24 protein-coding genes are annotated in these 22,943 nt (G+C 59.7%); 1 reads left to right on the forward strand and 23 read right to left on the reverse strand.

The annotated features are described in order from the left end of the window. Positions 1-49 precede the first annotated feature (49 nt). From ACTNAU_RS03215 to ACTNAU_RS03325, 23 genes are all read right to left on the reverse strand, one after another. The gene (locus tag ACTNAU_RS03215) at positions 50-2,140 is read right to left on the reverse strand and encodes a DNA topoisomerase 3 (RefSeq protein WP_161275042.1); all 2,091 of its coding nucleotides are present in this window, start codon (positions 2,138-2,140) and stop codon (positions 50-52) included. Further along, positions 2,137-2,898, reverse strand: coding sequence for a DUF4366 domain-containing protein (locus ACTNAU_RS03220; protein ID WP_009324600.1), 762 nt, complete (start codon positions 2,896-2,898; stop codon positions 2,137-2,139). The genes ACTNAU_RS03215 and ACTNAU_RS03220 overlap by 4 nt, the downstream gene beginning before the upstream one ends. Next, complete coding sequence (locus tag ACTNAU_RS03225) at positions 2,885-3,142, reverse strand: DUF4315 family protein (protein ID WP_003509287.1); 258 nt, start codon at positions 3,140-3,142, stop codon at positions 2,885-2,887. The genes ACTNAU_RS03220 and ACTNAU_RS03225 overlap by 14 nt, the downstream gene beginning before the upstream one ends. Before the next feature lie 23 nt (positions 3,143-3,165). After that, on the reverse strand, positions 3,166-5,121 hold the full coding sequence (locus ACTNAU_RS03230; protein WP_009324601.1) for a C40 family peptidase: 1,956 nt from the start codon (positions 5,119-5,121) through the stop codon (positions 3,166-3,168). Between the two features lie 19 nt (positions 5,122-5,140). Further along, entirely contained in the window at positions 5,141-7,546 is a 2,406-nt protein-coding gene (locus ACTNAU_RS03235) for a VirB4-like conjugal transfer ATPase, CD1110 family (RefSeq protein ID WP_009324602.1), read from the reverse strand. Continuing rightward, positions 7,449-7,898, reverse strand: a complete 450-nt coding sequence (locus ACTNAU_RS03240) for a PrgI family protein (RefSeq protein ID WP_003509300.1) — start codon at positions 7,896-7,898, stop codon at positions 7,449-7,451. Before ACTNAU_RS03240 ends, ACTNAU_RS03235 begins: the two co-directional genes overlap by 98 nt. Before the next feature lie 19 nt (positions 7,899-7,917). Beyond that, positions 7,918-8,781 carry a VirB6/TrbL-like conjugal transfer protein, CD1112 family gene (locus ACTNAU_RS03245; protein WP_005946756.1) on the reverse strand — a complete coding sequence of 288 codons (864 nt, stop codon included), beginning with the start codon at positions 8,779-8,781 and terminating at the stop codon, positions 7,918-7,920. Between the two features lie 71 nt (positions 8,782-8,852). Continuing rightward, complete coding sequence (locus tag ACTNAU_RS03250; RefSeq protein ID WP_002566673.1) at positions 8,853-9,068, reverse strand: Maff2 family mobile element protein; 216 nt, start codon at positions 9,066-9,068, stop codon at positions 8,853-8,855. Between the two features lie 96 nt (positions 9,069-9,164). Further along, complete coding sequence (locus tag ACTNAU_RS03255) at positions 9,165-9,392, reverse strand: hypothetical protein (protein ID WP_009324606.1); 228 nt, start codon at positions 9,390-9,392, stop codon at positions 9,165-9,167. Between the two features lie 28 nt (positions 9,393-9,420). Next, on the reverse strand, positions 9,421-11,226 hold the full coding sequence (locus ACTNAU_RS03260; RefSeq protein WP_055081497.1) for a VirD4-like conjugal transfer protein, CD1115 family: 1,806 nt from the start codon (positions 11,224-11,226) through the stop codon (positions 9,421-9,423). After that, entirely contained in the window at positions 11,223-11,699 is a 477-nt protein-coding gene (locus ACTNAU_RS03265) for a PcfB family protein (RefSeq protein ID WP_441097525.1), read from the reverse strand. The genes ACTNAU_RS03260 and ACTNAU_RS03265 overlap by 4 nt, the downstream gene beginning before the upstream one ends. Positions 11,700-11,741: 42 nt before the next feature. Then, on the reverse strand, positions 11,742-11,954 hold the full coding sequence (locus ACTNAU_RS03270; protein WP_055081499.1) for a DUF5348 domain-containing protein: 213 nt from the start codon (positions 11,952-11,954) through the stop codon (positions 11,742-11,744). 101 nt (positions 11,955-12,055) lie between these two features. After that, entirely contained in the window at positions 12,056-13,201 is a 1,146-nt protein-coding gene (locus tag ACTNAU_RS03275; protein ID WP_441097526.1) for a DUF6017 domain-containing protein, read from the reverse strand. 329 nt (positions 13,202-13,530) lie between these two features. Beyond that, the gene (locus ACTNAU_RS03280) at positions 13,531-14,703 is read right to left on the reverse strand and encodes a phosphoglycerate dehydrogenase (RefSeq protein ID WP_441097527.1); all 1,173 of its coding nucleotides are present in this window, start codon (positions 14,701-14,703) and stop codon (positions 13,531-13,533) included. A 144-nt stretch (positions 14,704-14,847) separates the two neighbouring features. Next, the gene (gene serC, locus ACTNAU_RS03285; protein WP_441097528.1) at positions 14,848-15,945 is read right to left on the reverse strand and encodes a 3-phosphoserine/phosphohydroxythreonine transaminase; all 1,098 of its coding nucleotides are present in this window, start codon (positions 15,943-15,945) and stop codon (positions 14,848-14,850) included. A gap of 327 nt (positions 15,946-16,272) precedes the next feature. Next, entirely contained in the window at positions 16,273-16,749 is a 477-nt protein-coding gene (locus ACTNAU_RS03290; protein ID WP_441097529.1) for an N-acetyltransferase family protein, read from the reverse strand. Beyond that, complete coding sequence (locus ACTNAU_RS03295; RefSeq protein ID WP_441097530.1) at positions 16,746-17,306, reverse strand: shikimate kinase; 561 nt, start codon at positions 17,304-17,306, stop codon at positions 16,746-16,748. The genes ACTNAU_RS03290 and ACTNAU_RS03295 overlap by 4 nt, the downstream gene beginning before the upstream one ends. 2 nt (positions 17,307-17,308) lie before the next feature. Beyond that, positions 17,309-17,884, reverse strand: a complete 576-nt coding sequence (locus ACTNAU_RS03300) for a hypothetical protein (RefSeq protein WP_185915407.1) — start codon at positions 17,882-17,884, stop codon at positions 17,309-17,311. Between the two features lie 110 nt (positions 17,885-17,994). Continuing rightward, positions 17,995-19,215: an FUSC family protein gene (locus tag ACTNAU_RS03305; RefSeq protein ID WP_441097531.1), complete on the reverse strand. Its 1,221-nt coding sequence runs from the start codon at positions 19,213-19,215 to the stop codon at positions 17,995-17,997. Continuing rightward, positions 19,208-19,702: a YbhB/YbcL family Raf kinase inhibitor-like protein gene (locus tag ACTNAU_RS03310; RefSeq protein WP_441097532.1), complete on the reverse strand. Its 495-nt coding sequence runs from the start codon at positions 19,700-19,702 to the stop codon at positions 19,208-19,210. Before ACTNAU_RS03310 ends, ACTNAU_RS03305 begins: the two co-directional genes overlap by 8 nt. Positions 19,703-20,314: 612 nt before the next feature. Continuing rightward, positions 20,315-21,019 (reverse strand): purine-nucleoside phosphorylase, encoded by a 705-nt coding sequence (deoD, locus tag ACTNAU_RS03315; protein WP_185915404.1) that lies wholly within the window; start codon positions 21,017-21,019, stop codon positions 20,315-20,317. A gap of 28 nt (positions 21,020-21,047) precedes the next feature. Beyond that, entirely contained in the window at positions 21,048-21,752 is a 705-nt protein-coding gene (gene deoD, locus ACTNAU_RS03320) for a purine-nucleoside phosphorylase (protein ID WP_044991917.1), read from the reverse strand. Next, a complete protein-coding gene (locus ACTNAU_RS03325; protein ID WP_441097587.1) occupies positions 21,724-22,236 on the reverse strand; it encodes a hypothetical protein in 513 nt (170 codons plus the stop codon). The genes deoD (ACTNAU_RS03320) and ACTNAU_RS03325 overlap by 29 nt, the downstream gene beginning before the upstream one ends. A gap of 100 nt (positions 22,237-22,336) precedes the next feature. Here ACTNAU_RS03325 and ACTNAU_RS03330 point away from each other — a divergent pair, with 100 nt between their 5' ends. Further along, positions 22,337-22,717, forward strand: coding sequence for a RidA family protein (locus tag ACTNAU_RS03330; RefSeq protein WP_185915403.1), 381 nt, complete (start codon positions 22,337-22,339; stop codon positions 22,715-22,717). The last annotated feature ends 226 nt before the right edge of the window (positions 22,718-22,943 follow it).

Below are 22,943 nucleotides of genomic sequence, written 5' to 3' on the forward strand. Positions count from 1 at the left end.
GTCAGGGATTTTGCCGGGAGTGTGGCTACACTCCCTATGCTTGCTGTCTTTAGTTTTTGCCCCTCTGTTCCACGCGGTAGTTCACATACTTGCCGCCGGTATCGGCCAAAAGCACCGTCCCGTCATAGGTCTTGCCGGTTTTTAAGGAGCGCAGCCCCTTTACCTTTGCCTTTCCGTCTTTGAGCAGCGCGGCGGCGATCTTCGGGGTGAACGCCTTGCCCCGTTCCTCAAAAAATCGGTCATTCTTCCACATGACAAACTGGCAGCTTCGGTTTCCGCAGTAGTAGTTCTTTTTGCCCTCGTAGACGCTTTCCCCGCAGCGCGGACATTTGCCGATAACCACACGCTCGGTTTGAAACAACTTCTGCGCGTCCTCGCTGATCTGGGAGTAGTTCGCAATCAGGCCCCTTGTCATTTCCGCAATGCCAGCCATGAAGTCCTCCGGGTCGGCCTGCCCCTTGGCAATGGCCGTCAGCTCCGTTTCCCACTGTGCCGTAAGCTGGGGAGAGGTCAGCACCTCCGGCAGCACGCAGGCAAGGTTGTGGCCGTCCTTGGTGGGAAGTAGCTGTTTGCCCCTGCGCTCCACAAAGCCCATCTGCACCAGCTTTTCTAAGATGGAGGCGCGGGTGGCCGGGGTTCCCAATCCCTGCCGTTCTGCGTCCTCCGGCAGATCGCCCGCACCGGCGCGCTCCATAGCAGAAAGCAGGGTATCTTCCGTGTAGGATTTTGGCGGCGCTGTGAAATGCTCGGTGACGGCGGCAGTTACCTTGTCAAAGGTCTGTCCCTCGGTGATCTCCGGCAGTTCACGCGCAGGCTCCGGTGCGGTGTCGTCGGCGTCTGTTTTGAACGACGCCTTAAAGCGGCGGTCAAGCTCTTTCCAGCCGGGAGTGAGGATGGTTTTTCCCTTGGCGGTAAAGGTGTTCCCAGCACAGGTGAATGTAGCGGTGACAGCTTCATACACATGGGGCGCGGCCACGGCGCACAGCAGCTTGCAGCACACAAGGGACAGCAGTTTCTTTTCCCCCTCGGCCAGCCCGTCAAAGCCTTTCTGCACAAATTCCATTGTCGGGACAATGGCGTGGTGGTCGCTCACCTTTTTGCTGTTCAGCACCCGGCCAAACTGCGGGGACAGGTCAAGCCCCGCCGCAAAGGGAAGCAGCGGCCACAGGCCGGACACAAGGCTTTCCGCCGTTGGCAGCATATCATCGGTCAAATACTGGCTGTCGGTGCGGGGATAGGTCAGCAGCTTCTTTTCATAAAGCTGCTGGGCATAGTCAAGGGTCTGCTTGGCGGTAAATCCAAACAGGCGGTTTGCCTCCCGCTGCAAGGTGGTGAGGTCATAGAGGCGGGGCGGCTGCTCCGTCTTTTTCTCCCGTGTTACCGACACACAAACGGCCTGCGCCGTTTCACAGGCGGCTTTCAGGGCCTTGGCGTCGTCTGCGTTTTCCATGCGTTCACTGGCCGCCTCCATGCCGCCCGCCGCGATCTGAACAATGTGGTATTTCTCTTTCTGAAAGCTGCTGATCTTGGCCTCCCGGTCAACCAGCATTTTGAGGGTCGGCGTCTGGACACGGCCCACGGTCAGGGTCTTGTGGTAGAGGATGGAGAACAGCCGGGTGGCGTTGATCCCCACCAGCCAGTCCGCCTGCGCCCGGCAAAGGGCCGACCGATACAGGTTATCGTAGTCGGTTCCCGGTTTCAGGTGGGCAAAACCGTCCTTTATGGCCGCGTCCTCCATGCTGGAAATCCAAAGGCGCTGAAACGGTTTCTTGCAGCCCGCCATCTGGTAGACGAAACGGAAAATCAATTCCCCCTCGCGCCCGGCGTCAGTGGCGCACACAAGGCCGGTAACATCGGGGCGCTCCATCAAAGAACGCAGGGTGTCAAACTGCTTTTTCTTATCGTCGGGAATGATGTACTGCCATTGCTGCGGCAGAATCGGCAGGTCGTCATAGCGCCATTTTTTGAAACGCTCGTCATAAGTCCCGGCGTCGGCAAGGGAAACAAGGTGGCCGATACACCAGCTCACCAGATAGCCGTTCCCCTCCATATAGCCGTCCTGTTTCTTGTCCGCGCCGATCACGCCCGCAATGCTGCGGGCGACGCTTGGTTTCTCTGCAATTACTAACTGATAGCTCATACTTCGTCCTCCTTATTTCCATCTTCACTTGTCATATCCTCGTCCGGCTCCGGGGCTTCGTCCTCGTCGTCCTCGTCCTCTCCAAAGTCATACTCGGCCAGATCGTCATTGCCTGTGGTGTCGGCTTTTTCCTTTTTGAATTTCAGGAAGTAGAGGGCTGCGCCGCCGCCCAGCAGCACCACCACAAAGAACACCACAAGGCCGCCCATGCCGCTTGGCTTTTCCTCCTGCGGCTTTTCTTCCTCCGGCTGGGGCTTCGGCTCTGGCCCATTGCAGGCGGTCAGGTTGTTTTTACAGACCGGGCAGGCCGTATTGACGGCCCCGGCTTGACATTTGGCCGTAAAGTTGCAGACCTCCGGCTCTTTTTTCCCGTCCTCCAACAAGGCTTGCAGGTCGGCGTCATCCACTTGGTTGAGGAAATGCACCGCCGTTTCCTTGTCCTCGTTGGCCCGGTCGATCAGGATGTAAAAATAATTCCCGGCCTTGGTGGTAACGGTGATAAGCTGCTTATCCCCGAAAAAATCATCCACCAGCGCAGCGTTGCCCTGCGGGGTGACAGGTACGCCCTCCGGCTCCATGCCGCCGGTGGTAGGTTCTTCGGTTTCCTCCGGCACCTCTGCGGGGGCCTCGGTGGTTTCCGGCAGCGGCACAGGGTCAGGGTCAGCGCCTCCGGCGTAGGCGGTAACGGTCGTGGTCGCCATGCAGAGCGCAGCGGCCACAGCCAGCGTCAAAGTGCGGAACAGTTTAGATTTCTTCATGGGCGCTGTCCTCCTGTTCAAAGTCCGGGATCGGGGCTGGGGCCGCCTGCAACGCGCCGCCGCGCACAAAGGCGGCGAACTCCTGCGGGGTCATGTTGAGGCCGCGCACAAGCTGGACGATCTGCAAGTTTTCCTGTTCGGTCTTGGCCGCTTCCAACTCCCGAAGCTGCTTTTGCAGCTCCGCGATCTTGCCCTTGGTTTTCTCAATATCCTTTTCAATGCGCTCCAATTTGTTCATTGCCATAGTCAAAAACTCCTTTCTGGCGTTTAAGGCAAACGCCCGTAACAATAAAAATGCTGTTGCCAGTAGCTTGAATTGAGGTTTGTGTAGGAAATGGGGTCGCCGCAGTGCAGCATGACCGAATTTCCCACATACAGCCCCACATGGGACATTCCGGCAGTGTCATAAGTGCCGACGAAAAATACAAGGTCACCGGGCTTGGCCTGCTCCGGGGAAACGGGGGTGCAGATGTTGTAAAGCCCCTGCGCCGTCTGGCGTCCCACATTCCAGCCGGAATGATTGATAACCCAGCTAATGAAGCCGGAACAATCAAAGCTGGTGCTTGGGGAGCTGCCGCCCCACACATAGGGATAGCCCACATACTTTTCCGCCTCGGCAATCATGGCGGCAAAGGCTTCGTCCTTTAGCGCCTCCGGGGGGATTTCATAGTAGGTCGGCTCTTTCGGGGTGGAAGCGTGGGGATAGCTGCCGTTGGGAAACAGGTCTGGCCGGTTGCCCAAAGTCTGCATATAGGCAGCATAAAAGCCCATCTGTTCCTCGGTGAGAATGTAGATGGGCAGGTGGGACAGGTCAAAGTTTTCCAGCTTCACATTGCAGATATAGTAGGTGTAGGGGACTTCCACGGTGTAGGTGTTTCCCTCGCTGTCCGTCCTCGTTTCGGTGCGGTAGCGGGTTTCCGTTTCGATGGTCTGGGTCAGGATGTACTGCTTTTCAAAGAGCATGGCAAGGTCGCCCTGTACCTCCCCCAAAGTGAACACGCCGTTATGCAGCGCGGAGAGGATGGAGGTCAGCACATAGGGGTCATGCTTGATCTCGTCCAGATCGAAACGGTATTCGTCATAGCCGGGGTGCAGGCTTTCGTAGTTGTCAAGTTCGTGCTGCAAGTCTGCTTCCAGCGCGGCATAGGCGGCTTCGGCTCCCAGCATATCGCTGTCCTCGGAGAGATAGGAGGTGGCGGCAAGGCCCGTCCCGGTGCTGCCAAACATGGCGGTGCAGGATTGCAGGCCGCCCATCACCAGCAGGAGCATGAGGCCCACGCCGCCGACGATCAGCGCCCCTTTCCAGTGCCGGGCGGCAAAGGACGCGGCCTGTCTGCTTTTCTCTGCGGCTTTCTTGGCTGCGGCAGCCGTGGTCTTGGCGGTGCTTGCCGCCCCCTGTGCGGTCTGACCCGCCGCCCTTGCTGCCTTGGCATATTCCCGCTTGATGTGCTGTTTCTGCCAGAAACGGGAAACGGGGTTCTTTGCCGCCTGCGCCAGCTCCGGGTTGTCCCGCAGGGATTTTTGATACACAAACTCGGCGTTGGCGGCGATAGACTTTCGCTCGGCCTTGGCGGCGGCCCGGTAGGGTTTGAGCTTGTGGCGGTGGACGCCGCTGCGGATCATGCGGCCCGCCTGCCGTTCCGCCAGTTCCTCCCCCTTGTGGCCGCCCTCCACGCCCACATTTTCGTGTTCTACCTCATGGATTTTTCCGTGGAGGTAAAGCCCGGCTTCCTGTATGGGGCGGCTGGCCGGGTTTGGTTTGAGCTGGGGAGGTGCTTTCTCCACCTTGTCAAAATACAGCCTGCTTTTGGCCTTGCCCTTGGCCTCGTCATAAACGGTTTCCTTGGTGACGACACGCTTTTTCGGCAGGGCTTCTTTGGCCGCTTCCAGCTTATCCGCCCGTTTTTCTGCCTTTTTGATATACGGGGCCAGCTCCGGGGAGGCCCGTTCCTCGGCGGTAAACTGCAACCGGGAAACAGGGCCGGTGGCCTGCGCCACAGTTTCCCCGGCGTCCTTGGCCGCTTTTTTTGCCTTATGGCGGTCGTGCAGTTCGTCCGCCCGTTCCAGTATTTTTTCCGCCGCGCCCTCCGGCTGGGTGGTGTATTCCTGCTCGGCCTCCCGGCTGGACACATTGACGCTTTCGCCGGTGGTCTGGTTATCCAGCGTCAGGCCGTCGCGGGTCATGTGCTGCGTCACCTTGTCACGGGGTTTTAAGGGTTCCATGACTTCACCTCCTTGTGCCTCATACCGTCGCCCCCTCGCCTAACCGGGTCGTCATGATCTGGTAGAGCTGGGTGTTTTTCGGGATGGGGTTCTTAAAGGGCAGGATCACATTTTCGTAAATGAGAAGCCCCTCGCCGGGTTCGGAATTGTCCACATACCGTAATTGCTGGGGCGAAATGTTCAGCCGTTCCGCAAGGATTTTGCGGTCGCCGCTGGCCTGATTGAGCAGGCAGATAAAGTCGCTGTTTTCCAAAATGTTCTCAATTTCCGGGGAGGAAAGCAGGTCTTTTACATTCTGCGTCGCACCTGTGGGAATCCCGCCCCACTTACGAAAACGCTTCCAAATCTCGCAGGAAAAGGCCGCCGTCTGTTCCTCACGCAAAAGCAGATGGAACTCATCACAGAAATACCATGTCGCCTTGCCCTTGCTGCGGTTTTGGGTGACGCGCCCCCAAATCTGGTCTTGGACAATGAGCATACCGATTTTCTTTAGCTGCTTGCCCAGCTCCTTGATGTCAAAGGCCACAATGCGGTTTTTGATGTCGATGTTGGTTCTGTGGTTGAACACATTTAAGCTGCCGGACACATACAGGTCAAGGGCCTGCGCCACCCGGTCGGCCTCCGGGATATGCTGGTCTAACAGGGCTTTGTGCAGGTCTGCAAGGATGGGCATATTTTCCGGCTTGGGGTCTGCCAGATAAGGCCGGTAGATCACCTGTACCGCCCGGTCGATCACCGTCTTTTCAATGGCTTCCAGCCCGTTCTTGCCGCCCATGACAAGCTCACAGAACGACAGCACAAAGTCGGATTTCAAGGCCAGCGGGTTTTCGTCCTCGGAGTAATTCAAGTTGATGTCCAGCGGGTTCACATAGTTTTTGCTGGTAGGCGACAGCTTCACTACCTGCCCATGCAGCCGCTTCACAAGGGGGTAATACTCGGCCTCTGGATCACAGATATACACATCGTCCGGGGTGCAGAGGAATACGCTCACAATCTCGGATTTACAGCTCATACTTTTGCCGCTTCCCGGTGTTCCCAGCTTTAGCCCGTTGGGGCACCTCGCCCGTTTGCGGTCGAGCATAATCATGTTGCCGGTCTTGGCGTTGATCCCGTAATACATGGCGTCGCCGCCCTGAAAAAGCTCCTGTGTCACAAAGGGGACGAACACGGCCACGCTGGAAGTCGTCAGGGAGCGTTCAATCTGGATGTGGCTGGCCCCCAGCGGCAGGCTGCTCATAAGCCCCTGTTCCTGCTGGTAGTCCAGCCGCACAAGGAAACAGTTGTATTTCTGTGCGATCCCGGCAGCCCAGAACACATCGTTTTCCAGCTTTTGCCGGGTGTCTGCGGTGTTCAGCACCAAAAAGGTAAGCTGGAACATCCGTTCATTCCGGCTCTGCAAGGTCTTTAGCAGCTCCTTGGCGTCCTGCCCGTAGGTGGCAAGGTCGCTGGGAAGTATATCCATGTCGTAACCGCTGCGGACAGCCCGTTTCTGTTCCTGAATCTTCATGGCGTCAAGGTCGGTGATCTTGCGCTTGACCGTCTTAATGGCGTCGCTCTGGTCGATGGCCTGCACATGGAGGTTCACCACAATGCCGTTTTCCGTGTTGAGAAAGTCGGCCAGCATTTCATCCGACAGCTCCGGGGAGAGGATTTGCAGAAAGCTCACCGCCCCGTATTTGCCGCCCAGCCCGAACATCCGGGCATTGCCGAAGCGGAACGAGGACGGGGCGATAAAGTCCTTGGTAGAAAGCCCCGACGGGGCAAGCCACTTCCAGTCAAAGGAGAACGGTTCCCCGTCCGGGTGGAAAATGCTGTGCATGACTTCCAGCCGTTCCTTGGCGTCCAGTCCCCACGCAGAGGCCCCCATGCTCTTGAAATAGCCCAAAAGGTCGGTTTCGATCCGGCGCAGTCTGGCGCGGGCCATTTTCAGGCTGTCCGCCTCGATGGTATAGGTCATAAATTTCCGCTTCATCAGGCCGTTGTTCCCGTTCACAAGCTGGTCTTGCAAAATGTCGGAATACTCGCTGCGGATGTCGTCAAAGTCGTCCCCCTGCGCCCGGATTTCAAAGCTCTTGGCGTACTGCTTGGGGTCGATCTTGCGGTTGATAAAGGAAAACTGCACATGAATGGAGGCGTCCAGATAGTTGTAGAGGTCGCACAGGTTTTCAAAGATGGCGGTCTTGGTGTCCGCCTGCGCCAGTTGGTAGCTGATGTCCGTAAACTCAATGCACTTGGAAAAGGTGCGGGGCGTTACCCGGCACACGCCGTCCTGATACATGGCCTCATAGGGAATACTGGCCTGCGCCGAATGGGGCTTGCCGTCGCCCTTATACTTTCGGATGACGGCCTGAATCTCTTTCTTTTCGGCGCGGGTGAGCTTGACCGGCGCTTTTGCGCTCGTTTCGTTCTTTTGCTTTTTGGACAATAGCGTTGACCTCCTTTTCCATTTGGGATTGCCGCACAAGGGCGGTATAAGCGTTGTTGGTCTGGTAGGGCCTCTCCTTTGGCTGAATGAAGCAGCACTCTACGATCTGGCGTACCACCACTTCAAGGGGCTGGCCGTGTTTTTCGTAAAGCGCCAGCAGAAAGCCCGGCAGCATGGCGAACACCATAATGAGTGCCGCCGCGCTGGTCGGGACGCGGCCCCGGATCAAAAAGAAAAGCGGGACGCCTACCAGCAGCGCACCGCCAAAACAAATGAGCTGGCGTTTCGTCAGCCCGAATACTACCTTGGATTTGACCTTGGTTAAATCCTTGGGGACAGTTACATAAGCCATAAAAAGTCACCTCGTTTCTTTAGTGAGCAGTAAATACGGCCTTGCTGATACTTCCCGTCTTGAACAGACAGAAGCAAAGCAAAACGGTATAGCCCATACAGCCCCAGATCGCGCCGGATATGTCGTCGGCGGTTCCGATCTGCTGGATCAGCACCGCATAAATCCCGACAACCACCATGATTAAAAAGGCTTGGAAGCCCAGCGCAAGCAGGGATTTCAAGTAGTTCTGGCCCATGCCGCGCCACTCTGCATTGCCCAGCGTGGCAAGGGGGATCGGACCCAATGCGGTCACGGCGTAAATTTCAATCATTCTTCCATAGGTCACAAGGAAAATGCAGATGGAAAGAATGTTCATCGTCAGCCCCACAACAAGGGTCTGGAACCACAGGCCCAGCAGCGGCCCAATGTCCATTGCTTCAAGGCGGCTTTCCAGATCGGGCAGCAGCGTGTCAAAATCAATGCTGGTATCTCCGATAATCACCCCGGCGCTCTGGTTGACGACTTGCTGGGTAGCGTCAAACACGCCCATGACGATATTCCATGTGTTTGTCACAATGAGGATGGCAAAGGCGCTTTTGAAAATCCAGCGGAAGAACATGGAGCTGTCGAAGTCGTGCATATTGTTCTTTTCCACGATCATGTCGATCAGCTCATAGCACATCACAAGGGCGAGAATGGCCGCCGCAATGGGGACGATCACCGTTTCGGACAGGTTTTGCAGCATGGAAAAAATGCCGCCGTTCCAGTCCTGCGGGGTACTGCCCACATCCGACGCGATTTCCCCGACTTTGGTATTGACCGTGTTAAACAGGCCGGACAGGTTGCCCATGATACCGTCGATCAGGATTCCCTTGATCCATTCCCCGATTAAATCACCGATCATGTGGGGACACCTCCTTTCCCGCGCCCTCCCAGATCAGAGAGGGCGCGGAGGGTTTTCTAACACACATGGGGTTATCCCAGCAGCCCGGACAGCAGCGGAACAAGGGTCATGCCGATGAGGGCAACGCCACCTCCGGCGACAAGCTGCTTGATTCCCTGTGACTTGCTTGCCGGGTTGTCCGCCCCGTATCCCTCCAAAAGATTGACGCCGCCCCATACGCAAAGCGCTCCGCCGAGGCCCACAACGATGGTCTGCAAAGTATCAACTGCACTATTGAAAAATTCCATAAATTTACCTCCATAAATTCAGATTGTGATGGTGTTTGGGTACAAAAAAAGCCGCCGTACATAGCGGCAGCCTCACAATCCGCAGACGGCCCGGAGTTACTGGCCGTCCCGCCATTCCAGCACAGCCAGCGAAAAAATCTCGCCCCATGCTTCACACAGTCTGCGGTCTATTTCCCTTACAAGTTCTTCGGCTTCCCCATCCGTGGGCGGGGTATCATGTTCTGCGATCCACTGGCACAAAACCGCAGCGGAAATGATCGCCCGGTAGATTTCTTTCTCATACCTGAAATAATCCGCAAATGTCCATTCGTCCGAGTGTCCCATCGGTCACGCTCCTTTCTCTATGGCCGCTTTATTCCGCGGCAAAATCTTCATCCGACAGTTCAATGTCGTAGAGGTCAAAGAGTTCGTCCTCCGTTATCACACGCCGCTTTTTCCGACGCAGGGACGACAGGTAGCTGTCCACATCAAAGGTATTCTTTTTGTCGGCGTCCGAGAGGTATTTATAGCGGGGGTGGCGGGTGATGTCGTATTTCTCACTGAAAAACGGCCTCACGCCGCGCACCTGCAAAATACACTTGCCTCCGTCCATCGTTGCAATTTCGTCTTGGCTCATCAGCTCCTTTCCGAGTTTTTGGTAGTTCAGTCCGTGGGAGGTCTGCGCGCCCCGGTTCTCGCTCTGGTTGTAGCTGTCAATGGTTTCCTTGCCCAGCACCTCCGCGATCTCCTTGGCGTTCTTGCCCCGGCCACTAAGGAACAGCGTACAGTCGCAGTTGTCGGAAATGATTTCCGCCGCGTCCTTGTAAATAGCCTTTAGCTGCGACTGGCTCTGTAAAATAATAGAAGCCGAGATTTCCCGGCTTCGGATGGTGGCGATCAGCTTGTCAAAGTTTGGAATCTGGCCGATGTTGGCGAACTCGTCCAGAATCAGCCGCACATGGACGGGCAGCCGCCCGCCATATTTGTCATCGGCCCGGTCACACAAAAGGTTTATGAGCTGGCTTTGTACCATTGCCAGAATGAAATTAAAGGTCGTGTCCGTGTCCGACATAATCAGGAACAGGGCTGTTTTTTTATCCCCGATGGTGTCAAGTTCCAGTTCGTCGTCCTCCATCAGCTCCCGCACCTCCCGGATGTCAAAGGGCGCTAATCTGGCTCCGCAGCTTATCAAGATGGAGCTGCGGGTCTTGCCCGCCGACAGCAGGAATTTACGGTACTGGCGCACCGCAAAGTGTTCCGGGTCTTTTTCTTCCAGCCGTTCAAACATCTGGTCTACCGGGGATTGAAATTCCGGGTCGTCCTCGCGGGCTTCGCTGGCGTTTATCATTTCAAGCAGCGTAGTGAAATTCATTTCATCGTCCGGCGCTTCGTACCAGATATAGCCAATGAGGGCCGAATACAGCAGCCGTTCCGATTTGATCCAAAAATCCTCGGCGCTTTTTTCGCCCTCGCCCTTGGTGTTGCAGATCAGCGTGTTTACCAGCTTCAAAATGTCCTTTTCCGAATGGATGTAGCGAAACGGGTTGTAGCGCATACTCTTGGAAAAGTTAATGGTATTCAGCACTTTTACCCGGTAGCCGCACCGCACAAGGAGCTGGCCCACCTCGCCGATCAGACTTCCTTTCGGGTCAGTAATCACGAATGAGGTCGGGTAGTCCTTGGATACGCACTGCATAAGGTTGGGCTTCACAAAGAACCGGGTCTTGCCGCTGCCGGAACCGCCGATCACCAGCACATTTTTGTTCCGGGCGGTCTTGGGGTCTTTGGGCCGGTTGTTCATGGTGAGGCGTTCCGTCTGGGTCAGGAGGATGTTGTTGTCAAACACCGGGTCGATGTACGGGGCTATATCTTTCGGCCCGCCCCAACGGGCGCTGCCATACTCGACGCCCCGGCGGTATTTCTTGGCGTTCTTGCTCTTGCAGTACACCATCAGCCGCAATGTCACCGCACCGACCACGCCCACCGCCAGATCGAACAGGTGGAAGCTGGGGGCGGCGCTTTCAAAGGCAAGGGAAAAGCCGTCCGCAAGGTGCAGCAGTTTTTCCGACAAGTCCGCCCCAGCCGCCAGCCGGTAGGTCTGTCCCAACTTGTCGAACAGGTACACAAACAGCAGGTAGGGCAGGTTGGCAATTATCAGCTTTTTCATTTCCGGCTTCATCGTGACAGCCCCCTTTCCTTGATTTTCTCCTTGGCCTGCTGGCTGCTTCTGGCCGCTGCCTTTTCTTTCAGGACGGCAAGGGTCTTTCGGATGGAGGGGCGTTCCTGCTGTTTGAGCTTCTTGGCCGTAAACTCCTTAAACGCCTGTTCCAGATTGTCCGCCTGCTTGGATTTGAAGATCACGATATACCGGGGCGGATGGGTAGTGAGGTCTTTCCGCAGGGTAAAATCAATGTCGTATTTCTTGGCGCAGAGCTTAAATAAGCCAATGTTGGCGTCGGTGATCTCAATGTTGGACAGGGCGGAACCGTCCTTTTTGAGCTGCCGTAAGCTCTGCTGTCCGTGACGGGTCTTGCCCGTCCCTTTCTGCCGGGCGGCCAGATATTTTCGGATGGCCGCTTGCAGCACTTGGGCGGTGAGCTTGCCCGTCTTAACCGCTAACGCTATGGTTTTCTGGTCTACTTCTTCCTGCAACTGCTATCCCTCCTTTGGAAAGTCAGCAGGCAGGCGGATGGCTTAAATCCGCACCCGCAGGCCGGAGAGGTCGTCGGCATGGATTCCCACCAGATACCAGTTCTCGGCCATTTCAATGCGGGTCGGCCTCCATCTGCCGCCCACCATCACATCAAAAGTTTCTCCGCAGTGCAGGCCGCCGTAATAGTCCGCAAGGTCAAAGCGGATGTCGTAGCGGTCTGTCTGCTCATCAAAAATCAAAGTACCCTGTTTCATAGGGTCGGCCTCCTTTCTCGTCGTCACAAGCTCCATATCGCTTGTTTCCACGCAAGCGTGAAAAGCTCGCTCATTTCGCTGTTTCTCCTCTCCCCACAAAATCACCGATTTTGCGGGGTTCCCCAACTGCCTGTGTTCATGTCGTGGCCCACCAGCGCCGTGTAATAGCCGTTGATGGTGCTTGGGGCGTTGAACAGAACCGCCAGCAGGTATTTTTTGATGTTCCGTATTTCCGTGGTGTTTTTGCTGATACAGTCAAAGACAAACTCAATGTGAGAACTGTTCAGCTTCATCAGCTTGGATTTCACCAGCTCGGCGGGGTAATCGTCCCCGGCAATGCGGATAGTCTTTCGGGCGCTGCATACGGTTTCCACCAGCAAGTCCACGATCTCGTCCAGCATATCCCGGTCAATCCCCTTGGCGTACTGGCAAAGGCGTTCATACTCGATGTTGTCCTTGATGATCTCCCGATAAATCTCTACGGCGCTCTGTGATTTCGCTCCCGTTCCTTTCCGTTCCGGCGGCGCAGCCGCTTCGTCCCCCAAAGGAGAGGGAGGGGAAAGGATAGGAATGGAATCGGTATTTGATCCATCCGTAATTGATTTCTCTTTACTTGATCTATCTTTATTTAATTGCGTTGGTTTTTCCTGCGTAGGCTTTTCCTGCGTTGGATTATCCAATGTTGGATTTTCCAATGTAGGCGAATCCGGCACAGGCTGGGGCTGTTCGTAAATGATGTAATCCGCCCCGCGCAGGCGGCCTTGGCTGTCACGCTCACGGGAACGCACGATATAGCCCGCCTGTTCCAGCTCCCGGACAGCCGCCCGGATCGCGTCGATCTGCTCCCGGTTGATAAGGGATAGGCCTTTCAGCGTAAAATCCCAATCCTCCGGCAAGGACAGCATTTGCGACAGAAGCCCCTTGGCTTTCAGAGACAAGTCCTTGTTCCGCAGGTGGTGGTTGGACATCACCGTGTAGCCCCGGTTTTTCTCCACTCGAAAAACTGCCATCTCGTCGTCCACTCCTTTCACTTGAAATTTCACCGCGCCGTCAAGGGCGGTGCGCTTGCCCGGCTGGTAGGGACATTCCTCATACACACAAAACTGGTACTTCCAGTGCGGGCGGTAGAAACGGCAGGTACCGCAGTCCTCCGGCGCTCCGGCCTCGCCGCTGTCAAAATGATCTGCGCCCGGTCTCGTCTGCATGAGCTGTTCAAAGGCCCGGTCACTGCCGGAAGTAAAGTACATAGGCGGTCGCCTCCTTTCTGGTTTTGGGCGCAAAAAAAGCGGCGTCCTGATCTCCCCAAAGGGGAAAAGAGAACGCCGCCGTCTGCGGTGTCGTGTTCGATTTTCGATGTGTCACTATTTGGGCGGTGGGCTTCACGGGAAGCGGAAGCGTGTCAAAGCTCAATCCGAAAGTAGTAAATCGGTAGTAAATTCAGTTCTTATATCCCGTGAAATGCCCGTATTTCCGGGCTTTTTGGAGATAATCAGAGTTGTTAACGGAAAATACAACAAAAGGGCCGGAAGAAACATTCCTTCCGGCCCTTTTTGCGCGGTCGTTTCCGCCAATCAATCTATTCGCAGCGGGGCAAGACCCGCACCCGGACGACCCCTTCGATGGCCCGGATCGCCCCCTCTACCGGCTCCGGCAGCTCGTCGGCCAGGTCCAGCATGGTGTAGGCGTACTCGCCGCGGGATTTGTTGACCAGGTTTTCGATGTTCAGTCCCGCCCCGCTGAGGGCGCTGGAGATCTGGGTGATCATGGCGGGGATGTTTCTGTGGATGACGCAGACCCGCACCCGGCCCGAGCGGGCCATCCGGCAGGTGGGTAGGTTGACCGCGTTCTTGATGTTCCCGTTTTCCAGGTAGTCCATCAGCTCCCGAGCGGCCATCACCGCACAGTTGTCCTCGCTCTCGGGGGTGGAGGCGCCCAGGTGGGGGAGGACGACGACCCCCTCGACCCCCAGCAGTTCCTCCTGGGCAAAGTCGGTCACGTAACAGGCGACCTTTCCCCCCTCGACAGCCGCGAGGAGGGCCGGGGTCTCCACCAGTTCGCCCCGGGCGAAGTTGAGCAGCCGCACCCCGTCCTTCATCTGCGCCAGGGCGGCGGCATCGACCATCCCCTTGGTGTCAGCGGTGTAGGGGACGTGCAGGGTGATGTAGTCGCTTTTTTGGTAGACCTCCTCCAGGCTGGCGGCGTGGGCGATCTGGCGGGAGACCTTCCAGGCGGCCTCCACCGACATGTAGGGGTCGTAGCCGATGACCTCCATCCCCAGGTGGCGGGCGGTGTTGGCCACCTGGATGCCGATGGCCCCCATCCCGATGACGCCCAGGGTCTTGCCACCCAGCTCGGGGCCGATAAAGGCCTTCTTCCCGGCCTCCACCCGCTTCTGCAGATCCGCCTCCCCCTTGAGCCCCTGCACCCAGGCGAGAGCGGCGGGAATTTTGCGGGAGGCCAGCAGCAGGGCGCAGAGGACCATCTCCTTCACTGCGCCGGCATTGGCGCCGGGGGTGTTGAAGACGGCGATCCCCCGGCGGCTGCACTCCTCCACCGAGATGTTGTTCACCCCCGCGCCCGCCCGGCCGATGGCGGCCAGACAGGGGTCAAAGGGGTACTGGTGCAGGTCCGCCGAGCGGCAGAGCAGGGCGTCAGGCCGCTCGGCGCCGTCGTCCAGGACAAAGCGGTCGGGGTCAAAGGCACGAAGGCCTGCGGGGCTGATTTGGTTGAGGGTCTTGACAATATACATCAATATGCGCTTCCTCTCTCATCTGTCTGATTTTGGGGTGCTGTGTTTGCCGCGCCGGCGGCCGGCGCGGCGGGGTGAAGTGGGGTGCTGTCGGGGGACAAAAAGGGGGCGCTTCGCCCTGCGGCCAAGCACCCCCTGCCAAATTTAGCGGTGATCCGACTCAAACGCCTGCATAAACGCCACCAACTTTTCCACGCCCTCGATCGGCATGGCGTTGTAGATGGAGGCCCGCATCCCGCCCACCGAGCGGTGTCCCTTGAGGTTGACCAGTCCGGCCTGCTCCGCCTCCTTCACAAAGGCGGCGTCCAGCGCCGGGTCGCCGGTGACAAAGGGCACGTTCATCAGGGAGCGGTCCTCCCCCTGTACGGTGGGGGAGAAGAGGCGGCTCTGGTCGAGGTAGTCGTAGAGCAGCTCCGCCTTCTCGCGGTTTCGCTGCGCCATCTGCGCCAGGCCGCCCATGGGGCCCTGCAGCCAGTCGAGGACCAGTTTGCAGATGTAGATGGCGTAGGTGGGCGGGGTGTTGTACATGGAGCCCGCCTCGGCGTGGGTCTTGTAATCAAACATGATGGGGGTCTTTTCCATGGCGTGGCCGATCAAGTCCTCCCGGATGATGACCACCGTCAGGCCGGCGGGGCCCATGTTCTTCTGGGCGCCGGCGTAGATGAGGCCGAATCGGGAGATGTCCACCGGCTCGCTGAGGATGGAGGAGGACATGTCCGCCACCAGCGGCACGCTGCCGGACACCGGCAGGGTGCGGGGGGAAAAGGTGGTGCCATAGATGGTGTTGTTGTAACAGATGTGCAGGTAGTCGGCCGCCGGGTCGAGCTGGGCGGGGTCCACCTGGGGGATATAGCTGTAGGTGCGGTCCTCTGAGCTGGCCACCACCCGGCACTCGCCGTAGACGCGGCCCTGTTGCCAGGCCTTTTTGGCCCACTGGCCGGTGATGACATAGTCGGCCTTGCCCGAGCGGGTGAGCAGGTTTAGGGGCACCATGGCGAACTGGCTAGACGCGCCCCCCTGCAAAAACAGGACCTTGTACCCCTCGGGGATGGAGAGCGCGCGGCGCAGAGAGGCCTCGCAGTCGCCGATGATCTGCTCAAAGGCACTAGATCGGTGGGACATCTCCATAACTGACTGGCCGGAAGACCCGTAACAGAGCATCTCTGAAGAAGCCCGCTCCAATACCCACTCGGGCAGCATAGACGGGCCTGCGCTGAAGTTGTACACGCGGTTGGTTGCCATTGATGTCCCTCCTAAAAAGTGATGGAGTGCGCGGCTCCGCCCGCTCCCGACGGGGCGGGGATGGCGGGGCCGGCCCTCTGTCCCGGGCGGCCCTTCCGCCCGGGGGTTGTTCCCTATTATACGGTGGGCCGATTCCACCGTCCATCCGCTTTCTCCCTAAAAAAGCCCTCACATTTTGCCCGCATTCCAGGCAATCTGTGCACAGATTGTACAAAGTTGTCCTCCATATACGGACTTTTCTATTTGCCCCCCATCTCTGTCCACAACAAAAAGACAGCCCTCCCCAGGGGAAGACTGCCTTTTCCTCCAAATAGATGATCGTTTTTGTCACGGCGTTCGCCGCAGCCGCATCACCGCTTCGCCCCCGGTGTCCCGCTCGCCCGTGGACACAAAGCCAAAGGACTCGTAGAGGGCAAGGGCCCGCCGGTTGTCGTCAAACAGGCTGAGGTAGATGCTGTCGCACCGGTACTCCGCAAAGAGCCGCTCCAACAGCAGCCCCAAAAAGGCGCGGCCGTAGCCCCTGCCCTGATAGGCGCGGTCGATGAGCAGCCGATCCAGCCAGACCCGCCGGCGGTTGCGAAAGCGGCCGTACATGGCAAAGCCCACCACCTGCCCGCCGTCGCAGAGGGCCACCGGCCGCCAGGTGGGCTCCTCCGCCGCCTCGGCCAGGCACTGGGCGGTGGTCTCGATAAACCCCTCCTGCCCGGGGGCCACCCGCAGGGCGAGCACCGCGGGCAGGCGTTCTGCCGTGACCGGCTGAATCGCCAGCGCCCCTCCGCCGGCCCCTTCTCCCCCCGGCCTCACAGCGCAAAGGTCTCGCAGATGCGGGCGGCCGCCTCTTCGGGGGAGAGGTCGGTGTTGTCCAGCCGCAGGTAGTGCGGCCAGTCGATCTCCCCCGGCAGGGAGTTCAGCCGGTGCGCCCCCTCCAACTGGCAAAACAGGGCCTCCGACTGCCGGAGATCGCGCTTGGAGGGCTTGTGCAGCAACCGGTTTTCGCTGCGGTTCCGCACCAACCGCACCGCCCGATCCGCCGCCAGCTCCACCAGATAGACGGGTGCGCCCCGCCCCTCAAACAGCGCCCGCAGCCGCCCGATATAGGCCCGGTCCTCGGGGACGTCAAAGGCCCACATATAGGTGAAGATCAGCCCCGCGGCGTCGGTCTGGGAGAAGGCGTCGAACACCTGCCAGCGAAACTGGTTGCTCAAGGGGCCCCAGATGTCGGGCCGGTCGGGGAAGAGGTGGAGCAGCGGCTCCAAGCTCTCATGGTTGTGAAAGAGGCGCAGGCCGGTGCGCCGCTCCAGGGCCTGGCCGACCGTCATCTTTCCCACCGCGTGGGGGCCCGTCAAAATGACCAGCTTCACCGCTACACCTCCCGGCAGGGGGTCCATTCCCAGCTGCCCTCCATGGCCGAGTCCAACCTCGCCCCGCAAAACTGGCAGTTGCCCCCGTGGACAGCGGGGATGGGGCCGCCACAGCGGGGGCAGACCTCCGGCGTCTCGCCCTGCCCAAAGCCCGGGGCCTGGTAGCAGTAGTCCACCTCAAACTTGCGCTCCCGCTGGCCGTCCTTCACCCCGCACTGAAAGGTGATGACCCGCCGCTCCGCCCGCCGGTCGTAGCCGCTGATGACCGTCTTGCGGACGGTGCCCCCGGGGCAGGCACGGCGCACCGCCCCCTCGGCCAGTTCCTTGGCGCGGGCGATGTTGAAGCCGGTGAAATCCCGCTGGATCTGCGGGCCGTAGATGCTGTCGCCATTTTGCAGGGAGCGGGGCTCCGGGGGGAGTTCTCCCTCCTGCCCCACCGCCGCGCGGATGACGTCGGCAGCCAGGCCGACCGCCGAGTGGCGCACCCCCCACCAGAGCCGCTGCAGCCCCTTCACCGCCGCAAAAACTAAGATGGCAACCGCCACCAAGGCCAGCAGGGCCCAACCCCATCCGGGCATCGCCGCACACTCCTCTCCCGCGCCCGCGCTCTGCGGCCGGGCGCACAGGCGGGCCATGCCGCCCGCTCTTTTTTTCTATGATACCACAGCCGGCCGCCCTTCGGGAAGGGTCAGCGGCCGCCAAAGGCCCGTTTTTCCAGGGCGCGCACCGCCCGCTCCCCCGTCAGGCCATCGGGGGGCCAGAAGGGGGCAGGGGCGGGCGATCCCAGCCGGCGGACAACCTCGTCCAGGGCCGAGCCGTAGCCCGCCGCCGGGCTGTGCAGCCACACCCAGCGCTCCCCCGGTTCCCCGCTGGGATAGTCGTCCGCCCTCACCTCGCCGGCCGCCCCCTGCCGGACGGCTTCGGCCTGCTTTTCGGGCAGGAGGGCGAGCCAGCCCAGCACCGCCCCCTCGCCCCTCGCCCCGCCGGGGGAGAAGCGGTAGTGCCGGTGGGGGAGGGCGCGGGTCGCCCGGCGCAGCTCCTCCTCTCCCGGCCGCAAGCTGGGGCCATAGCTGATCTGCAGTCCCTCCCGGTCGAGAAAGTAGCAAAACCCGGCGGCCCCGACCCCGTCCAGGAGTAATCTGGCGGCCCGCTCCGCCTCCGGCGTGAGGGGGGCCGACCACAGAAAGTCGTCCCCCGTCTGTGTGCAGACCGCCGCGCCGCCCAGTACGACCAGGGGGGCGGTGAGGGGGACCCCCGCCAACCGGCCCAGCGCCACCGAGGGGGAGAGGGCGGTGCAGATAGTCAGGGGGATCCCCCTCTCGCAGAGCCGGGTCAGCCGCACCCGCACCGCGGGGGAAAGCACCCCTCCCGGCGCCAACTGCCCTTCCAGATCGGCCGCCAACAGGCAATCGCCGCCCCGGCGGGGCAGGCGGATGCCGCCCACCGCCAGCGCCACCAGAATGCCGATGAGGGTGTCCACAATCCGGTTGAAGGCAAAGAGGTAAGGGTTTTCATCCCCGCCGTGGCTGACGGTGACGCTCATAAACACCACACAGGAGAGATAGGCGGACCCCGGCTTTTTGAGGACCACCGTCAGAGAGAGCAGGGGGATGAGACAGGCCGCCACCAGGGCGTACCATCCCAGGGCGGGGATGGCCGGGAACCAGCTGCGCTCCGCCGCCAGCACCAGCATCCCCGCCAGGCCGCCCAGAAAGGTGGCCACCGTTCGCTCCCGGGCCTTTTGGGTGCTGCCCTGCCAGCTGGGCTGCAGACAGAGCACCGCCGCAATGGCCGAGTAAAAGGGGATCCCTCCGCCCCGAAAGGCGTCAATCGCAAAACAGAGAAAGACCGCCACCGCGGTCTTGACCATCCGCATCCCCACCCGGGGCGGGGCCAGCCGCTCACGCACGGTACCAGCCCCTGAGGGCACAGCTGTCCAGCAGGTGCCCCTCCATCGCCCGGTAGAGTTCGCCATAGAGAAAGCCCTGTTCCAGGGGGAGGAGGCAGTCCAGGGCGTAGACGCGCAGTTCGTACTGGTGGGGACAGTCGGGGGGCGCCATGCCGCCGTAGCCGGTGCAGTCCTCCAGCGGCAGACCCTCGCTGATCCAACTGTTGACCCCCTGCACAAAGTCGCGGGCGGAGACGCTCTCGTTCTCCTCGAGAAAATCGCGCTGCAGGTTGGCCGCCGTCCAGTGGATCCAGGAGAAGCCGGGGGTCACCGCGAAGGCGTCCCGGTCCTCCAGCACCAGGGCGTAGCTCTGGGTGCCCTGCGGCGGCTCGCAGATCTGCAGGGGGAGGGAGTAGGTGGACACCTCTCCCGGGCCAAACTGCTCCCCCCGCTTGCCGAAGCGGTCGGCAATGACCCCCTCCACCACGCCGCTGCTGATCACATACACCGCGCCCACTCCCTTTCCGGCGCTGCCGCGCCCTGTTTTTTCGCCCTCTATTATACCTCGCTGCCCTCCAAAAGAGAAGGGGGCGGGCGGAGGCAGAGGCGAGGGCGGAGCGCGGAGGAGCAAGTCAAAGCGGAGCGAGGACGAGGCAGGGGGGCGAAGCGAGGGGAAGGCACAGCGAGGGCAAAGGGAGGTGGGGCGAAAGAAAGGCAAAGGGAGGGAAGGACTGGACTGGGCGGAGCGGAGAGAAGGAAGCGGGACAAAGCAAGGGCAGCGTGCGGCGGAGCGAGCCAAAACGGGATGAGACGAGGGGAGAGAGGGCGAAAGCGAAACGGGAGCAAAGTGAAGGGCAGGACGGGGCAACGCGAGATGGGCGAAAAAATCGCAGGGGGAGGCGGGAGTGAGGCGGCCGCAGGGCGACGGCAAAACGCGGCAGGGGGAGGAGGTGCTGCACCGGGCGACCCGTGCCCTTCCCCACCGGCACTACCGCTTCTCCCCCGGCGGGGCGAGGGGGGGTGGGGAAAGCAGAACAGGGCGGAGGGAGGAAAGGGCAAGCGAGAGAAGACAAAAAAAAGAGGCGCGGCCGGATGGCCGCGCCCCTTGGCAGGCGGAAAACTAATCCTGGAATTTGATGACGGTGTCCAGGGCCAGCTGCAGCATGGTGTTCAGGGTCAGCTCGCGCTCCTCGGGGGTCAGGTTTCCACTGGGGTGGTCGGTGACGGTGAGGATGGTCAGGGCGCGAACGTGCTCGCGGGCGGCGATGGTGTACAGGGCAGCGCCCTCCATCTCGCCGGCCAGAACGCCGTACTCGGTGAAGCGGTCGGACTTCTCGTCGTGCTCGCCGTAGAACATATCGCCGGAGGAGATGTTGCCGACCTTCACGTCGACGCCGGTCTCTTTGGCGGTGTAGTAGGCAGCGCGGATGAGCTCGAAGTCAGCGGTGGGGCAATAGATGCCCTTGAAGACATGGTGGTTGAAGTCGTTGTCGGTGCAGGCGCCCATCCCCAGGACGACGTCTTTCAGGCCGACATGATCCTGCATGGCGCCGCAGGTGCCCACGCGGATCAAGTTCTTCACGCCATACTCTCTGATCAGCTCGTTGGCATAGATGCTGATGGAGGGAATGCCCATGCCGGTGCCCATGGCGGAGACTCTCTTGCCCTTGTAGGTGCCGGTGAAGCCCCACATACCGCGCACGTCGTTGAATTTGACGGGGTTCTCGAAGAAGGTGTCGGCAATGTACTTCGCTCTTCTGGGATCGCCGGGGAGCAGGATGCTTTCAGCAATATCGCCGGGTTTGGCGCCAATATGTAAACTCATAATCGAATTCCTCCCTTTTTATGTTGTCTTAAAACGCGATAGCGGTGTCGAGGGCGACCTCGAACATATTCTTGAGGCCCTTCTCTTTCTCTTCGTAGGTCAGGTCTCTGTCGATGAACGGGCCATCGCTGACCGACAGCATAGTCAGGGCTCTGCAGCGGTACTTGGCGGCGATGGTGTACAGGGCGGCGCCCTCCATCTCGCCGGCAATCACGCCGTACTTCTTCCACATCTCGGAATCCTCTTTTTTGTTCTCGCCGTAGAACATGTCGCTGGACAGAATCAGGCCGGTGTAGGTCTTGATCTCTCTCTCCTTGGCGATCTCGTAGGCCTTGTTGAGCAGCTCAAAATCGGCAGTGGGAGCAAAATCGCCGTTGAAGATGTGGCGGTTGATGCCGCTGGTGGTGCAGGCGCCGGTGCCCAGGATCAGGTCCATCAGCTGCATATCGGGCAGCATGCCGCCGCAGGTGCCGATGCGGATGAGGGTCTTGACGCCGTAGAATTTCATCAGCTCGGTGACATAGATGGAGACCTGGGGCATGCCCATGCCGGTGCCCATGACCGAGACTTTCTCGCCCTTGTAGGTGCCGGTGAAGCCCAGGGCCCCACGGACCTCGTTGAACTGCTCGGCGTTCTCGAGCATGTTTTCGGCGATGTATTTCGCCCGGAGCGGATCGCCAGGCAGAAGAATGCGGGGCGCGATCTCAGCTTTTGGATTGATATGCGGTGTAATCTTCATCTCCATTGATTGTTTTCCTCCCTTTGCGGTTTGTTTTTTCCCAAACGGCAACAAGCCCCCGGAAGGGCAGATCCCCCCTGGGCAGCAGACCGTTTACCCGGTGGTGCACCCGTTTTCCGGCCCGCCGGCCCCCGGCTAGCAAGGGGCGCTCTTTTCGGCCCGCAAAGGGCATAAAAAGGGGCGGAAAGCCGCGCAAAACGCTTCCACACGACTGTCTGGATTGGTACAACATCCTACTGTGTATGATACAACATTTGCCGGCGTTTGTTAAGAGAAGTTTTGTTTCCATGGGGCGATTTGTGCCTTTCCATAACAATCCCCTTTTAAATTTATGCACTTCTCCCAGAAGATTCAAAAACGCAACCGCATGCACAAATTCTCCCTCTCCCTTTTGGCCCTTTTTGCAGAAAAAATTCTCTCCACATGGACGGCCGTCCTTTCCCTGAAGGGCAATTTTTGCTATACTTTTTTTAGACACCGGCGCCGCGGCGGAGAGGGGAAGAGCCCCTGCCCCCGGGGCCCGGGCGAGACGGGCGACCGGCTGCCGGCCGGCGCCAGAAGAGAAAGGGAGAATCGTTATGGAGCGCAAAACCGTACTCACCGAACAGGCGCCGGCCCCCATCGGGCCCTACGTGCAGGCCGTCATGGCGGGGGAGAGCCTCTACATCTCCGGCCAGCTGGGCATCGACATGCAGACCGGGGAGATGCCCGCCGGGGTGGCCGAGCAGGCCGAGTGCTCGCTGAAAAACCTCTGCGCCATCCTCGCCGCCGAGGGGATGAGCACCGCCAACCTGGTCAAGACCACCATCTTTTTGACCGACATGGGCAACTTTGCCGCGGTCAACGAGGTCTACGCCAAGTACTTCGACGGGGCCTTCCCCGCCCGCTCCTGCGTGGCGGTGGCCGCCCTGCCCAAGGGCGGCCTGGTGGAAATTGAAGCTGTCGCCGTGCGCGGCTGACCCACGTGCAAAAAAAGCCCCCGCCTTGAGGCGGGGGCTTTTTTCTTTGCAACTCCAGCGCCCCCCGTTTTGCCGGGGAAGGCAACCTGCTTTCGCAGAAAGCCCCCTGAAAGGAAGGGTGCAGAAGGTGTAAAGATGACACGAAGCGGTATTCTAAATTGCCAGTCTACTGGTGGCAGCGCGTGTAGTGCGACAAAAAATTCCGACGCCCCTTGAGGGACCAGCC

The sequence above is a fragment of the Bittarella sp. HCP28S3_D9 genome, from assembly GCF_052065655.1.
Taxonomy (GTDB): Bacteria; Bacillota; Clostridia; order Oscillospirales; family Ruminococcaceae; genus Bittarella; species Bittarella massiliensis.